Origin of the sequence: Shewanella maritima, assembly GCF_004295345.1 — a bacterium.
GTDB classification, from domain to species: domain Bacteria; phylum Pseudomonadota; class Gammaproteobacteria; order Enterobacterales; family Shewanellaceae; genus Shewanella; species Shewanella maritima.
This window is the reverse complement of the sequence record NZ_CP036200.1, coordinates 4,146,149-4,159,987: the sequence shown is the minus strand read 5'-3', so window position 1 is coordinate 4,159,987 and position 13,839 is coordinate 4,146,149. Positions and strand designations below refer to the sequence as shown.

Here is a 13,839-nt window from a genome sequence, read left to right as displayed (position 1 = left end):
TTCAACGAGATATCATCGTGAGAAGCAGATAGCGAACAACCTTAGATCCTAACCAATGACACATCACAATGGGCTTGATTGCTGACACCTGTAGCCGTTGAGCCTAATAATGAGCTAATGCCTGACTTGGAATGTGTACCTAAGACAATTAGATCAGCATTAATGTAGTTAGCTTGATCGCAAATCACCACGTAAGGCTTACCCACTTTCAATATGCTTTTTTTACTCACAACATCATGCTTTAACGCAAATGCTTCAAACTCAGGGATTGCTTTATCTTCAAGTTCTTTTTGGTAGTCCTTGGGCAAAAAACTGTAAGGCAGTACGCTGATCAAAATAAGCTCGCTATCAAATTTTTCGGCAAGCTGTTTCGCTTTTGCGATCACCGCATCGCCTTCTTCGCCAACTTCTACAGCACATAAGATTGTTTTGTACATACCAACTTCCTTTTAAACACAGTGACAACGACCATGACTCTTAGAATAGACTCATGTAACAAGCTGACGGTCACGCAAGCCTAATTACCATCAAATCAATTAGATATAGCTAAACTAGCGTTATCAGATGAAATTAACAATATAAACATATCAAGTCTTTGAGCTAGATTAAAAATTCAGCAAAATCACTACCACAACACCCTAGGCCAACTACTCTGGTACAAAAAAGCAGCTCCTAATAAGAGCTGCTTTTGTTAAGTTCAAATCGAACCGTATTGACTATATAAAGCTTCAATAATGCGCTTAGTGATTCAAATCCTCTAAACTAACATGCTTATTTTTACCAAGATAACTATCGAGTTGTTGTCGATTAACCGTCTCAAGATTCCCTGGGATTAACGCAACCTTGTTACCGGTCAGTGCACCGTACATAGGTGCAACGGTCAAACCATCGTCTCGCTCTTTGATAAAATAAGTGACATCTAGTTCACCTTGATGCATCGCGCTAACATGCGCTATATCGCTTAATCTCAGCTCCAGCTTAGTGGTATTTTCTGCATAATTACCCAGCCCTTTAGTGATCTTGGAAAGTGGTAGCACCATCACTAACACCACCATCAAGGCAACCGTTGATTTAGTCACTTTTTGATCAATACCCTTGTGCAAAAATAACAACCCAAGCATTAATATTGGTAGGTAAAAGTATCTGCTGTCGAAATATCCAGACAGAAAAAATGGCGCTAAAGAGGCGTTAATTAGCAGGAAGTAAAATATGCCCTCTTTGGTACTGAGCCTCGAATATTGCTTATGCTTAATAAATAAAACCAACAGGTACAGCAAAACAAAGTTACCCAAAAAAGCACGTAAAAAGTACAAGTTACCTTTCAAGTAATTTAGCGTGACCTTTTGCAACCAAGTCATCGTGTCATTAAACACTGTGTATGTTGCGCTAGCAGGAAAATCAGTTACATAGGCATGCACCGAGGACTTTACAACCCATGAGTTATCAGATACCCAGATACTATCGAAATACGTGAGGCTGTATGCCATCCAGGGCGTTAGTCCTAAAACAAAGCACAATGTCGGCAAAGCACTTCTAGATTGATATGAAAAATACAGCGAAACAAATAGCCCTAACGCCAACATATCAAACCTAACTAGACAGCATAGTCCCAACAACAAAGCGGCAAAACTAAACTTTCGACTTTGAAATAACACAATAAATGACAAAAACAGCACCATACTCAATGGAATACTTCTGCCACTTAATACTTCGTCGACATAGCCAGGAAACAAGGTCACACCTAACGCAAATGCTGCAGATAAGAACTTATTCTCCGTATATTGAGATGATACTTTTATCAACAAAAAGTAAGATATACAGGTGAGAATGACGTTGTAATAAGGCGCACTTAAGTAACTGTCAAAAAACAGAAAGTTCAAGCTAGCCAACAAGAGTGGATAAAGCAGTGGGAACGCCGCTGATTGCTCTAAATTAAAATAGCTTCTAATCGTATTTGGCTCATAAAAGCCAACATCACCAAAAAAGGTTTTGGACAACTCATAATAAGAGAAGCTGTCAGGTGAATACCAGTATCCTGGCAGCAAATACAGCGCCAACAACATAATCAAGCAGAAAGCGAAAAAGGCAAAGTGTATATGCTTTGCCTGTGCTTGCGATGCTAAGCCCACGAATTGTTGCTTACTTAACATTAAAACCTCTAAAGCACACCTTAAACAGGGTAGCAATAACGCCTAAGTTACCTTTAATGGGAGAGATTTTAGTCGGGACTTTACCTTTCGGATATGCCCTTGTGACTGGGATTTCAATACACTTAAAACCTTGTTTTGCCGCTTCAATTGCCAGATAGTAATGGTATTCGTAGCTAGTGAATACATCTCTAAACACCGCCATATTGTCATCTAGCAATAACTTACGGCTATAGGCACGAAAACCATTTGTGGTATCAGTATATTTAAAGCCAGACGCCATCCTAATCATTGGCACATGCAGCAGCTTTAACCCTAGAAGCCTAGATACGGGAGTGTTAATTGCCTTGCCACCAGGGATAAAGCGTGACCCTTGGATGTGATCGTAGCCCTCTTCCAGCTTAACCACAAAATCATTAATACTCTCAACGCTATCCTTGTTGTTACCGTCAATAACAACCACACCTTTATAGCCTTTATTCATCGCCCAAGAAAACGCGATTCTCATTTGACTACCCAGTTTGCCCACATCTTTTTTTACCAGTAAGGTGTTTACATTCAATGCTTGCAAGCTGTCTACATTGGTTGAACCATCAGTGCTTCCACCATCAGATATCACAATGTCTACATTGAGATTGCAGTCGTTCATTCTTTCTAACTGCTTGCGTAATTTTTCACCCTCGTTAATGACGAATATGGCGACACAATAGTCATGCTGCTTGGCTGACGTAAAAACTTCCTCATAATTAGGGATTTCGTGATGCTCTGAAATCACACTCATTTGTTTCTTCCTGTTTGACTATTGTTTATTTCGTTATTTGTTGATGTAAACAAGACATTGCTTCTATTCTCATTCAGCATCACCGAGCTATTACGCTCATACACCACGTTATATTCTTTATGTTCACTGCGATCGCTAAGTAGTCGAGCAAGATACTCACCAAAGAACGACAGCATGGTGAACAAAATGGCAAACAGCGTAGACATAAATAGAATCGTTGTCGTCCACCCTGAAGCAACCGTGTCGTTAACCAAGTGAACGAGTAAACTGTAAACTGAATATATCATCGCCAGCATACTGCCCATCACGCCCAAAAAGCTCATCCAGCGAAGAGGCTTAGTTGAGTTAAACACCATATGGTGAAGCGTTTCTGTTACGCCACTAATAAGGCTTTTCTTACTAAAACTGTATAAATACTTGGTCGCATCGAATGAGTGAAGCTTATAACCCACATTGGCCATTCGCATATGCAGCTTGCAATAAAACCTGCCTGACTCGGTAATTGCATTGACCGCTCGGCGACTGAAACAAAAGGTACCAGTGCTATTGTGTGGCAAGGTATAGCCAATAGATTTAAGCAAACGACGAGATAGACGTCTTACGACTTTATACAGTGGAGATGTCACCTTGTTAGATGTACATACAATAATGTCGTGTCCTGACAGGCCACTTTCTATCAATGGCAAAATAATATCAACGGCGTCTGATTCAACATTTAAGTTGATAACAAAATCGCCAATCGCGTTTTCAAGTCCAGCTGCAAGCGCCACATCGACAGGCTCTTCCTGTGCCAAACGAATGTGCCTTATCGATTGATAAGTTGTAAGCGACTTAGACAACTCAGCTTCCATACCATCCGTAGAATGCTGGTCGATAATGACTATTTCATAGTCATTGAGGTTGTTTTCTAAATATGGTGACAATTTTTCGATGAATGCCATCAACTTACTTGTTTGATTATTTACAACCAACACAACAGAGACAAAAGTATCACTCTTCATCACTCGTTTAATCCTAATTCGGTAATTGTTTGCACAACGTCATATACGTTATCAATTTTCCCACCCATCACGCAGTGGAAACCTTCTAAGCCATAATTCGCTTTGAACAAAATCGGTCTAGAGTCGTCCGTGCCACTTCGAGGGAGAATAGTCTTAACCTCCCACAAAGAATCCTCATAAGTGATATCGTCTAAAATAGGGATATACCTTCTAGCATCAAGCTTCATCTTTCTAAACGCGGTTTTTCTTACATTTTCCACCGCTATTTTGTGTGCATTTAAGTATGCACTGTCATTGCTGTCATCCCATTCATAGTGCGGCGTGTAACGAACATGACTAAGTGAATGCCGCTGTCTCGCGGGGAAAGGCATAATGGAGAAGAATGGGCCACACATCACTGTGATCCCAAGGTTCTTCAATTCATCTGGTACATCGACGATGCACATTTCAGTCATTTCGTGTCGCAGCGGAATAAGGTCAATTTGAGACTCTGACAAAACAGCATTCAACATCGAGTAAGTACAGTTGAAAACCTGCTTGCTCGAAACCGTTTTCACGTCGTCACCACCGCTAATCGTCAGCGCTAAGCATGACGCTGTCTTCTGAACGCTCGTCACTTCATGCTCAAACATAATCTCAACGTTCTTGTCTTTTAAACGGTTGAGCATGGTTTCCTTTAAAATTACCGAGTTAAAGGCAAATTCTTTTACTTTAAAAATGCCATCAATCATATTGGGATTAACTAACTGATGGATTGAAGAACTTGCTGGCTCATGAGAAGCGCCGATACGGTCACAAAACTTTTCAAACTGATTCGGACTCACCTTACCGAGGCGGTTTGAAATCATGTAGTACTTGTCAAAATCGCTATCAATACATGATTCAAACTCATCGACAAATCGCGGGAACGAAATGCGGGAACGTAATGCAGTAAGCACACTACGAGGATAATGATACCCATTGTGAACTCTGGCCTGATTGATATATGACGCCCTTTGCATCGCGTCACTTTCCTTCTCAACAACCAATACTTTTTTATTTGATAGCGCAAAATACTCAGCCAAATATAAACCGAAAAAGCCGCCACCGATTATCGTGATGTCTACATTACTATTCATAGATTATTTCGTTGTTAACGCGACAACGCCAAGAGTAATCAAAACAATTCCTACAATATTTATCGTAGTAAATCGCTCGCCTAAAAACACAACCGAAGCAATAGCGACAAGAGCAATTGACCCACTGGTTAACGTTGGGTGCGCGACGTTCAAAGGTAGGTACGTTAGCGCAGCTGCGTACAAAATAAACGCAAGGCAATACAAACTCAGCCCTGAAATCAAAGGCAAATTACAAATAATAGATAATGGTTTACTAAGCTGTATTGGCGAAGCCTTATCGGTCATCGCAACCTTAATCAACACACTTGCAGATGCATTCGACAAAATGCCTAACAACAATATTATCCACTTCATCTAGTACTCCCATAGATGTTTTGCGTGAGTTCGATTGCAGCGCTAATTTCTGCCATTGACGCATTATTTTCCGTGGTTAACATTTCAATAGTCATCGGCATATTAGGCAAATAGGTTTTTATCGCATCCGCTGCCTGAAGGTGAAACAAGTTGTCTTTGTTCAGTGGAGCAAGCTGAGGCTCACTAATATGGATGTGATGAACGACAGGCGCTACCGCCTTAATGATTTCAGCAGGAGACTCCTCATTAATACACATCGCGCCTATATCGAGTTGCATGCGAATATGAGGATGATCGATTGCTCTCACAACAGCTTCAGTATCAAGGCTATTTGTCATAAAGTTCGCCTGATAACACACGGGATTAGGCTCAAGACACACCACAACATTATTGCTTTTAGCTATGTCACCTAAGCGCCTAAAAAAGCTAATCGCCATTTCCTGAGTTTGTATATCATCCAAATGAGAACGGTCGCGGTTTCTTGGAGAGCCAAAAACTAATTTTCTTGCGCCAAGAATATCACCTATCTTACATATGTGAGTCAGATGCTCGAGCAACCTAGCTTGTACGGCCTCTTCGCCAAAAACATTCAGCCCCGCAGTGCCAAACAACAGCGCTTGCATCCCAATAGGCTCAATCCCCTTAGCATTCCAGTATTGCTTAACCGTTAATACCTGCTCTGCCGTCGTCTCACTTGGCACACTAAAGTACTTGGGAGGCGCAACATCAATATGAGGAACACCGAGATCGTTTAAAAGTGTGGCAACATCATCGTCTAGGCTGACGTCCCACGCTATGTTAGAAATAGATAGCATTAGATATCCTCTTTAAGCGCTTCAGATTGCGCATAAGAGCGAATAGCTAAAAAGACTTCTCGCTTAGCGTATTGGTAACCGAGTTCACTACCATACAAACTTGCGTGATTTGTCTGAAAATCATAGCTTGCTGAAGGGTTAGTCAATTCATTGTTAAAGTCGAGATTAAAGCACTCTGAGGCGATATCACCAACAGATACAGGCTCAGCCGTTAAATGAAGTAGATCAATATTGTTGTTAATTGCAACCTGAATGTCTGACCACAAGTTAACCATAGGATAAAACTGAAAAACGCCCCTACTATCAATAACATCAAGATTATTGTTATTTAAAAAGTCAAAGATTACGTTTTTCTTCAGACCAGGGCCGACAAGCCCAGGTAGGCGAACAATAAGGTAATTATCAAAATGAGACTTAACAAACTCTTCAAGCTCATGCCGATGAAGCCCGTAAGCATGAAGATTGTCTGTGTCGACTGGTGTTGACTCAGTAACTTGAAGCGGCGTCTTAAATACATCAACAGTACTGATTAAGATAAACTGGTCACACTTAATGGTAGACAAATGTGAAATAAGGCCTTGAATGCTCTGGCGGTCTTGTTCAGGATTTTTGTTTGCTAGCCATTTGACCGCAGGTGCGCCAGCACAAACAACTGTGCCAAAAGAGTTACCTCTAATATTTTCAATATTAGTCGAACGGTATAACTCGTCGAACTTACTTTGTTTTAGAAGAGTGCTACCAACAAATCCACTGTAGCCTATTAACGCGCTTTTCTTCGCCATTTTTGTGTGTTCCAGTCCCTATAAAAAACTGATAGCGATTGTAACAAAGTGGCTAAACTCAAGCTATACATAAAAACTAGGGCGTATGTTAACCGCATGATTTAAAAGTTTTTTATCAAAACCATAACCAGTTTGTAATATAAAGACAGATAAACAGTTAACTAGGCAACAACGAACTTTGGCAATGAGTTTGCTCAAACCCACTGTTGGCATTATCGACTAGCGCTTAGGTAAAAAACGTTAAAGGGAAGCACATGCTCTAGAGTGTCAACAAAAAGGCAAAGTACCCGGCCAGTGCCCTTAACTGCTTGTTAACCTGCAGTATATTTCAATGCTTTATGGGGATTTGCTTTAATCATCGCCTTGACTCAACTAAAAATTGAAGAACCAAACTTAAAGTACTTATAGGCTGAAACAATTGCGTTTTGCTTGACCTGGGGAGTCATATCAACGCCTCCATATTGGGCGCATAAATGCTTGGCTAAAATTAGCGACAAAGGGACACAAGCCAAGCTCTAGCCGTCCCATCAATAATTGACTTGTTCGGTTTTCATCGTGCCCATGTTAAAACTAACACTGCTACAAAAAAATAAAGTAAATAAGGCAATGGTTTACCAATACCATTAACAAAAATACGCTTTCGACTGTAAATAGAGAAAAATAGAATTAGTAGAAATGTTATTCCTAGCAAATGAATATAATAATCATTGGCACCTTTCAGTATTTTTGCATTGAACAATGATAGCCTTTTAACGTTATCGCTTGCCTTGACACTTATGTTTACTGAGCCCTTGGGCAGATCGTATACACCATAGTTTAGGTTTGATTCATATTTACGTCCTGCGCCAGCACTCGCGTTTTTGGGCAAAATATTGTCATATTTAATAGTCTCTTCATTTGTTCTAATAATTATAGAAACAGGGACTTTTATTGCTATCGTTTCTGTACTACCACCAGAATGAACAACCAAGCGAAAATTAGTGATCGAGTTGTCATTTAGGCTGCAACTGGCTTGCTTTCCACTTAACAAGCTCAATTTGCACAATGATTCGCCACCCAACAATTCAGAGTTAAATGACGATACAAAAGCGATAAAGAACACCATAGATATAGCAAATAGTAACTCTGGGAATGTGGGTAATCTCATTGAAAACCTAACACGCTAATAGGGGCTGATACTGCTTCGCTAAACTTGTGTAACAAAGCGGAACTGAGCCAGGCGTTAGCAGTCCCTTCGCTTTAACGCGCTTGTTTTATTTTTTGAACACTCAATAGTTAATAGCTACTTAATACTCGCCACTGTACTTTTGGTTAGCTTTAAACGCCTCAACTTCCAAAGGTGCGTTCTGATATCCGTACTGTGCAAGATCAGAGAAGTGCTGAGTAATAATTGTTCCCAAGTCCGATCGTTCAATTTGTAACACATGCACTAATTCGTGAGCCAGTCTTGGTTTATCTAACTTGTAACCTGATCTGACATAAATGGAATAACCGAAAACTTGAGCGTCATTGACAATTCCCTCGCCAACAAAGCCAAGTGCCTCGCCAAGAATTTTCAAGGCATAGTTTTCATAAGGGAAAGGAACTTCATCAACATAGATGATTCTTACTTTTTCTGGATTCTGAATTCCAATTTCAGTTGCCAATAAAATCTCTCGCTCTTTAAGCGGAACTCCAACCTCCAAGCCTTTCGCATCAACATCATAAGCCCAGGAAACATACTGAGGTAAAAGTATACTAGAAATAATCTTTTCATAAGACAGTGCTAAAGTAACTATTACAACGACAACCGATAACGATAGCAATTTGAATGGTTTCATCTTTGACTTCCTTGCCTAGAACTAGTGACAACTAAATTTGTAAAAACATAGACATAATGATTCCCCAATAAGGGGCTGAAAATGCATGGCTATACTGTGAAGCGAAACTGAGCAAACTGTTTTTAGTCCCGCATGATTGGCTTGTTATAAGCACTTTCAACAAAAGCTGTAAAATTATTTATTGTATATGCAGGTGGGCACATAGTTATCCCAGACTCTGGATTATAAGAGAAAGTAACATTAATTTGATACTCACTATCCAAAGGCAGGCATCCAGTGCCAACACCTGTTGGTTCAGTTTTAAACGGTGATGTTGACAAGTTACCGTTTAGAAATACTTTACCGTTCTTAATTAATTCAAAGCTGAAAATAAGCTTTGTAAAGTCAGGATGTTTTTGATCAACGAGAGGAACCAATATCTCGAATGGCGTACATGAAAGGTATTCTTTATGTGACGTACGCTCTTTTTCAGGTATATCGTACCATTTAGATACTGATATTTTCATTTTCTCAGCATCTTCATATGAAAGGGTTGCAGGTGTGCCTGCTACAGCATTTGAGCTAAATATGAAAAAGATAAATACACCTAAAAACTTCATCGGATTCCCTGTACTTATGACGCCTCAATATTGAGCGCATAAATGCATGGCTATAATTAGCGACGACGGATCGCAAGCCATGCGTTTTGCGTCCATGCCATAATTGGCTTGTTAGTTTGCTGACATACACCAACTAGTTTTGATTAGGTAATGTACCAGCAAATACCATGTACAAGCCCCAAAAATATATTAGTAAAAAAATACTACCAAATAATCTGACTAGATTGGGTCTTATAGAAAAATCGGGCTTAATTGCACCTGCATTTAATCTAAAATATTTCATTACGCTTAGTAAAACAAATAGTAACTTTTGGTAACCTAGAGGCCAAAAAGTCAACCAAAACCCGAAAGAACCACAAATAAAAAGTACTATAATCCCTTCGAAGTCATTCATTTTGCGACAATCCTTGATAGTGAGCTAACGCCCAAATAACCGGCGCGATTTATTCGCGTCCGGTTGATTTGCTTGTTAGCTCTGGAATGGTAGAAATAAACTCTTCTATTTTAAGTTGCAGAGCCTTTGCTCCAATTACTAAGTCTGAAGGTTCAGATAAGCCCATAAAGTTAATGTAATCATCCCTTTTTGACATCTCCCTAAAAACCTTAGCAGCAGTAAACCCCAGTGATAAATGCTTTGTTTCATTAAATAGCTTTTCATATATTTCATAATTATTATCAATTATAGAGTGGTGCACTTCATCGAGAATGATTATGTTATATGTGTGTTCTTTATCTGACTCATCTAACTGGGATTTCAATTCAACTAAATCACTTACAAGCAATTTATGAGAAATAGCGCCAAACGCTGCATTGTTACTATTCAACTCTTCAAACAGTGACTCATAGATCTCGTTGTATGAGCTATACAACCAGTTTATTCTGGTTTTACGAAGCGCAGCTCTCTGAAAAGAATCACGCGCGACTTGATCTATGGTTTGGTGAATAGAATACCATTCTCGTCCGACTGCGTTACCTTTAAGTTTCTCTATTTCCGACTTAACAATTGAAGTAGATGGAGAACTGGGCAGGCATAGCCCCTTAAGAAATGAATGCGCCATAAAAATCGGTTCAAAGTATGACCTTATAGCACTGGTGGCTAAATCAGGAATGCTTTGAATGATGTATTTTACTGTTCCCATAACGCTTTACCTGCTTTAAGTGACGTTCGGACAACATGAATTACAAATAAAAGTATGTCTACGAAGAAAAGTAAATATTCTACTCCAACCAATCCAATGATGATGATATTGTCAACTGTTCCCTCAAGGCTTTTAATCCAGAGGTTTAATCCTATTGCAGGGAGTGCAATCAGAACAAATATTACCACTCCTATAAATATGTGCACTCCAAACTCATAGAGAGGAAACCACCACTTATCTTTATTTTCTTCAGTCACTTTTTCTGATCTCCGTGAATCCTAACTGTAGAGCTAACGCCCGCATAATGGGCGGATTAAGCTTGGCTAGATATAGCGAGGAACGAGCGCCAGCCAAGCTTTATGCGTCCATTCATTAATGCGCTTGTTATAAATACTTACTCAAATAGTGCGAAAACTCTTTTATTTGAATGAGATAAGCATGCGTACTTCAATTCTAATAAATGACCCGCTAAATCCATAGAGTTAACATTAGTATTAACCCATGAGTGTTCATCCGACCAATGAACTGCTGCATTTTTCAATTGCTCATCATCAATCGTAACTAGTTGTTCAGAAAAACTCGTAGGCAATAACCATAGATTATCGTTTAGAGTGGATGCAGAACAGTCAAAGCAACCAAGTAAATCACCAATTTGATCTTTGGTAAAACACCCGCCACCTAGAATTGAGCCTTCAGGGACTTCTTCGAAACTATTTAAATCACAATCTTCTTTTTCTGCGAAAAATGTAACGTCCATACTCAATCCTTTAGGTATTTATAACGCCCTGTTAAGGGGCTGATAATGTTTGGCTAAACTTGTGAAGCGAAACCGAGCCAAACTTTAGCAGTCCCGCGCTTAAACAGCTTGTTATGTTTTTACTTAAACCTATATGTTTGATACTGCATAAATTAGAACGAGAACACAACACGCGAACGCAACTGAAACACCTGTAACCACTTGCGCAATAAGTGACTTTTTAACAACTAAAAACGCTGATAGAGCCGAAACAAACGTAATAACAAATATTGAACTAATGAAATCGGAGAAATAATCCGTACCAGTTATTATAAAAGTGAAAATACTGGCGGTAAGCAAACCACTAAAGCCTGTTGTAGCAAATGCTCGATATTTCACAAACCCCTCTTAAAACATAACGCCCTGTTAAGGGGCTTTTTATCAGCCTGCTAAAATGTGTAGCGAAGCGGAACTCAGCAGGCTATAAAAAGTCCCGATTAAACAGCTTGTTATATGCGAATCATGCATACTTAATTGTTTAATGCATAAATTTTATTTATTTCTTTTACACTTAATTTTGATAAAGAACTTTCAACTTGCTCTAAGCTATGTTTTAAATTGAAATACATTGTATGAACTTCACCTTGAGCATTAGTATGTACAGTCTTATCTTCCCAATCGAGATCGCAAGTTTCAGTTACATAATCGTCAATAAAATCGAAAAGTTCATAATCTTCGATACTTACTTTTACAGCACCGTACTGATCTAGGCCGATTTCAATGTGAGGCAATATTTTCTTCATAGCATATAACGCCGCCATAAGGGGCGACCAGTACGTAGTTTGCCTTGTGTTATGGTGGAGCGCAGCGACAACACAAGGCAAACGAAGTGTTGGGCGTCCTAGCCGGTGTGTCTTTACCGGCTATTCCTTCATGGCTTTGTTATCTCACTACTCGATTACAACTAATTTTCCTGATTCATCAAGGCCAAACTCAACACCGATATCACTATCAAGAATATCTACAAAGCTATCATCTACTCGAAGTACAGCCCCAAGAGAAACATATGAAATATTATCAGCATCATCCATATATTCTTCGGATTCCAAGCCTGTAGATAAGCGCCACCCACTATCAGTTTCGTCATCTGGGGCTTCTCTATACAGATAGCCAACAGGTTCCCCTTCATAAAGAACATTGTTTGTAACAAAACACCGCTTGATATATTTTTCCGTAATGGAGGGGACGGGGTCTTTCAAATCGGTATCTATAATGTGACATTCTTTGAACTTAAGTGGATCACGATGCTTGAGATCCTTAATATAAGCAGGATCATTATCTAAATATCCGGAAAATCCATCTTCAGACCTTCCCGCAATTTCAACCCACATTCTTTCAGCTTGTGGCGCTTCAGGATCATCAGATTCGAAGCTGAAAATTAGTTTTGCTTGATTCCCAGGCTCTAGTTGATCAATCACTTGAGGCGATGGTTTGTAGAATGTATATGGAAATTCATCTGCGATCTTTTGCGCATTTTCCAATTGCCAACTCTCTTCTTCCACAATTTCCCCGATTTAGATTACAGATAACAGCGTATTAGCAGGAATTCCGATTTAATCCATTAACATTTCGCCGAAACTCAAACTGTTATACGCTTTTTAATTAATAATTCCAGTAACTTACCAGTATCACTAACCAACAGCAATAGCCGCTAGCCCAAGAGAAACCGAGAATTTACTTAACCGAGAATTATCTGGTCTCGTTATGTATTTAACTAAAAGCATTCAAACCAAGTAAAATCAACATCTTAACTGCACCCCATTCTGTAAACCGAGAATTTTGTTGCTTACATAACGAGAAGCGATTCTTGAAAATATTGGATTTTAAATTATAACTGTATAAATATACAGCTGCAGTTGGAGAGTAAAAAATGCCATCCCCATTTTTAGAATCAGTTAGAACCGAGTTGCGCACTCGGCGCTACAGCATCAAAACAGAAAAAGTTTATCTCCATTGGATAAAGCAATTCATCATTTTCAATGATAAACGCCACCCACAGGAAATGGGCAACCCAGAAATTGAGCGATTTTTGAATCATTTAGCAGTAAATCGTCAGGTGAGTGCCGCCACACAAAATCAGGCTTTATGTGCGGTGATCTTTCTATATCGCTATATCATCCAGCGCGATATTTCCAACTTACGCTACTCGTTTACCAGCAGAGAAGTGCAAATACCTACTGTATTATCTCATTCTGAAGCAATAACCATTCTGGGAAATATGTCGGGGAAATACTGGCTTATCGCTTCATTACTTTATGGCTGTGGCATGAGAATTAATGAAGCGCTCAGACTAAGAATAAAAGACATTAACTTTGCGAGGGCCTGTTGATCTTTGCTGATTAGAATTTGTTCGAATTAAAAGCACTTTAATCGCGGCGCGAGCGATGACGTCTAGTCACCTATACAAACTCGCACGCAACAATGAGTAAAGTGCTTTTAAACGAACCGTTCCGGCAGCGCTTGTTGTCATTTCTACTGCGTTAACGA

At 39.4% G+C, this 13,839-nt stretch carries 17 protein-coding genes; 1 reads left to right on the top strand and 16 read right to left on the bottom strand.

Going from position 1 to position 13,839, the window contains the following annotated elements:
- Positions 1-41: 41 nt before the first annotated feature.
- The 16 genes from EXU30_RS17625 to EXU30_RS17550 all read right to left on the bottom strand — a co-directional run bounded on the left by EXU30_RS17625 (position 42) and on the right by EXU30_RS17550 (position 12,854).
- Positions 42-437, bottom strand: coding sequence for a universal stress protein (locus tag EXU30_RS17625; protein ID WP_130602251.1), 396 nt, complete (start codon positions 435-437; stop codon positions 42-44).
- A 303-nt stretch (positions 438-740) separates the two neighbouring features.
- On the bottom strand, positions 741-2,150 hold the full coding sequence (locus tag EXU30_RS17620; RefSeq protein ID WP_130602249.1) for a hypothetical protein: 1,410 nt from the start codon (positions 2,148-2,150) through the stop codon (positions 741-743).
- Complete coding sequence (locus EXU30_RS17615) at positions 2,140-2,928, bottom strand: glycosyltransferase family 2 protein (RefSeq protein ID WP_130602247.1); 789 nt, start codon at positions 2,926-2,928, stop codon at positions 2,140-2,142. Before EXU30_RS17615 ends, EXU30_RS17620 begins: the two co-directional genes overlap by 11 nt.
- Positions 2,925-3,929 carry a glycosyltransferase gene (locus EXU30_RS17610; protein WP_207234135.1) on the bottom strand — a complete coding sequence of 335 codons (1,005 nt, stop codon included), beginning with the start codon at positions 3,927-3,929 and terminating at the stop codon, positions 2,925-2,927. Before EXU30_RS17610 ends, EXU30_RS17615 begins: the two co-directional genes overlap by 4 nt.
- The gene (locus EXU30_RS17605; protein WP_130602243.1) at positions 3,929-5,047 is read right to left on the bottom strand and encodes an FAD-dependent oxidoreductase; all 1,119 of its coding nucleotides are present in this window, start codon (positions 5,045-5,047) and stop codon (positions 3,929-3,931) included. Before EXU30_RS17605 ends, EXU30_RS17610 begins: the two co-directional genes overlap by 1 nt.
- Before the next feature lie 3 nt (positions 5,048-5,050).
- Complete coding sequence (locus EXU30_RS17600) at positions 5,051-5,401, bottom strand: SMR family transporter (RefSeq protein ID WP_130602241.1); 351 nt, start codon at positions 5,399-5,401, stop codon at positions 5,051-5,053.
- Positions 5,398-6,216, bottom strand: coding sequence for a sugar phosphate isomerase/epimerase family protein (locus EXU30_RS17595; protein ID WP_130602239.1), 819 nt, complete (start codon positions 6,214-6,216; stop codon positions 5,398-5,400). The genes EXU30_RS17600 and EXU30_RS17595 overlap by 4 nt, the downstream gene beginning before the upstream one ends.
- On the bottom strand, positions 6,216-6,998 hold the full coding sequence (locus EXU30_RS17590) for a pyridine nucleotide transhydrogenase (RefSeq protein ID WP_130602237.1): 783 nt from the start codon (positions 6,996-6,998) through the stop codon (positions 6,216-6,218). The genes EXU30_RS17595 and EXU30_RS17590 overlap by 1 nt, the downstream gene beginning before the upstream one ends.
- A gap of 550 nt (positions 6,999-7,548) precedes the next feature.
- Entirely contained in the window at positions 7,549-8,145 is a 597-nt protein-coding gene (locus EXU30_RS17585) for a hypothetical protein (protein ID WP_130602235.1), read from the bottom strand.
- 139 nt (positions 8,146-8,284) lie between these two features.
- The gene (locus EXU30_RS17580) at positions 8,285-8,818 is read right to left on the bottom strand and encodes a hypothetical protein (protein WP_130602233.1); all 534 of its coding nucleotides are present in this window, start codon (positions 8,816-8,818) and stop codon (positions 8,285-8,287) included.
- A gap of 122 nt (positions 8,819-8,940) precedes the next feature.
- The gene (locus EXU30_RS17575; RefSeq protein WP_130602231.1) at positions 8,941-9,417 is read right to left on the bottom strand and encodes a hypothetical protein; all 477 of its coding nucleotides are present in this window, start codon (positions 9,415-9,417) and stop codon (positions 8,941-8,943) included.
- 443 nt (positions 9,418-9,860) lie between these two features.
- Positions 9,861-10,556: a DEAD/DEAH box helicase family protein gene (locus tag EXU30_RS17570; protein ID WP_130602229.1), complete on the bottom strand. Its 696-nt coding sequence runs from the start codon at positions 10,554-10,556 to the stop codon at positions 9,861-9,863.
- A complete protein-coding gene (locus tag EXU30_RS17565) occupies positions 10,544-10,813 on the bottom strand; it encodes a hypothetical protein (RefSeq protein ID WP_130602227.1) in 270 nt (89 codons plus the stop codon). Before EXU30_RS17565 ends, EXU30_RS17570 begins: the two co-directional genes overlap by 13 nt.
- 137 nt (positions 10,814-10,950) lie before the next feature.
- Positions 10,951-11,313: a hypothetical protein gene (locus tag EXU30_RS17560; protein WP_130602225.1), complete on the bottom strand. Its 363-nt coding sequence runs from the start codon at positions 11,311-11,313 to the stop codon at positions 10,951-10,953.
- A 509-nt stretch (positions 11,314-11,822) separates the two neighbouring features.
- The gene (locus EXU30_RS17555) at positions 11,823-12,113 is read right to left on the bottom strand and encodes a hypothetical protein (RefSeq protein ID WP_130602223.1); all 291 of its coding nucleotides are present in this window, start codon (positions 12,111-12,113) and stop codon (positions 11,823-11,825) included.
- A 129-nt stretch (positions 12,114-12,242) separates the two neighbouring features.
- Positions 12,243-12,854, bottom strand: a complete 612-nt coding sequence (locus tag EXU30_RS17550) for an immunity protein Imm33 domain-containing protein (RefSeq protein ID WP_130602221.1) — start codon at positions 12,852-12,854, stop codon at positions 12,243-12,245.
- Positions 12,855-13,222: 368 nt separating this feature from the next.
- Between EXU30_RS17550 and EXU30_RS17545 the strand changes: the two genes are divergently transcribed.
- Positions 13,223-13,681, top strand: a complete 459-nt coding sequence (locus tag EXU30_RS17545) for a phage integrase N-terminal SAM-like domain-containing protein (RefSeq protein ID WP_242620254.1) — start codon at positions 13,223-13,225, stop codon at positions 13,679-13,681.
- Positions 13,682-13,839 lie beyond the last annotated feature (158 nt).

Coding starts and splice junctions, on each gene's coding strand:
- EXU30_RS17625 (WP_130602251.1), bottom strand. CDS start 437: ATGTACAAAACAATCTTATGTGCTGTAGAAGTTGGCGAAGAAGGCGAT.
- EXU30_RS17620 (WP_130602249.1), bottom strand. CDS start 2,150: ATGTTAAGTAAGCAACAATTCGTGGGCTTAGCATCGCAAGCACAGGCA.
- EXU30_RS17615 (WP_130602247.1), bottom strand. CDS start 2,928: ATGAGTGTGATTTCAGAGCATCACGAAATCCCTAATTATGAGGAAGTT.
- EXU30_RS17610 (WP_207234135.1), bottom strand. CDS start 3,929: ATGAAGAGTGATACTTTTGTCTCTGTTGTGTTGGTTGTAAATAATCAA.
- EXU30_RS17605 (WP_130602243.1), bottom strand. CDS start 5,047: ATGAATAGTAATGTAGACATCACGATAATCGGTGGCGGCTTTTTCGGT.
- EXU30_RS17600 (WP_130602241.1), bottom strand. CDS start 5,401: ATGAAGTGGATAATATTGTTGTTAGGCATTTTGTCGAATGCATCTGCA.
- EXU30_RS17595 (WP_130602239.1), bottom strand. CDS start 6,216: ATGCTATCTATTTCTAACATAGCGTGGGACGTCAGCCTAGACGATGAT.
- EXU30_RS17590 (WP_130602237.1), bottom strand. CDS start 6,998: ATGGCGAAGAAAAGCGCGTTAATAGGCTACAGTGGATTTGTTGGTAGC.
- EXU30_RS17585 (WP_130602235.1), bottom strand. CDS start 8,145: ATGAGATTACCCACATTCCCAGAGTTACTATTTGCTATATCTATGGTG.
- EXU30_RS17580 (WP_130602233.1), bottom strand. CDS start 8,818: ATGAAACCATTCAAATTGCTATCGTTATCGGTTGTCGTTGTAATAGTT.
- EXU30_RS17575 (WP_130602231.1), bottom strand. CDS start 9,417: ATGAAGTTTTTAGGTGTATTTATCTTTTTCATATTTAGCTCAAATGCT.
- EXU30_RS17570 (WP_130602229.1), bottom strand. CDS start 10,556: ATGGGAACAGTAAAATACATCATTCAAAGCATTCCTGATTTAGCCACC.
- EXU30_RS17560 (WP_130602225.1), bottom strand. CDS start 11,313: ATGGACGTTACATTTTTCGCAGAAAAAGAAGATTGTGATTTAAATAGT.
- EXU30_RS17555 (WP_130602223.1), bottom strand. CDS start 12,113: ATGGCGGCGTTATATGCTATGAAGAAAATATTGCCTCACATTGAAATC.
- EXU30_RS17545 (WP_242620254.1), top strand. CDS start 13,223: ATGCCATCCCCATTTTTAGAATCAGTTAGAACCGAGTTGCGCACTCGG.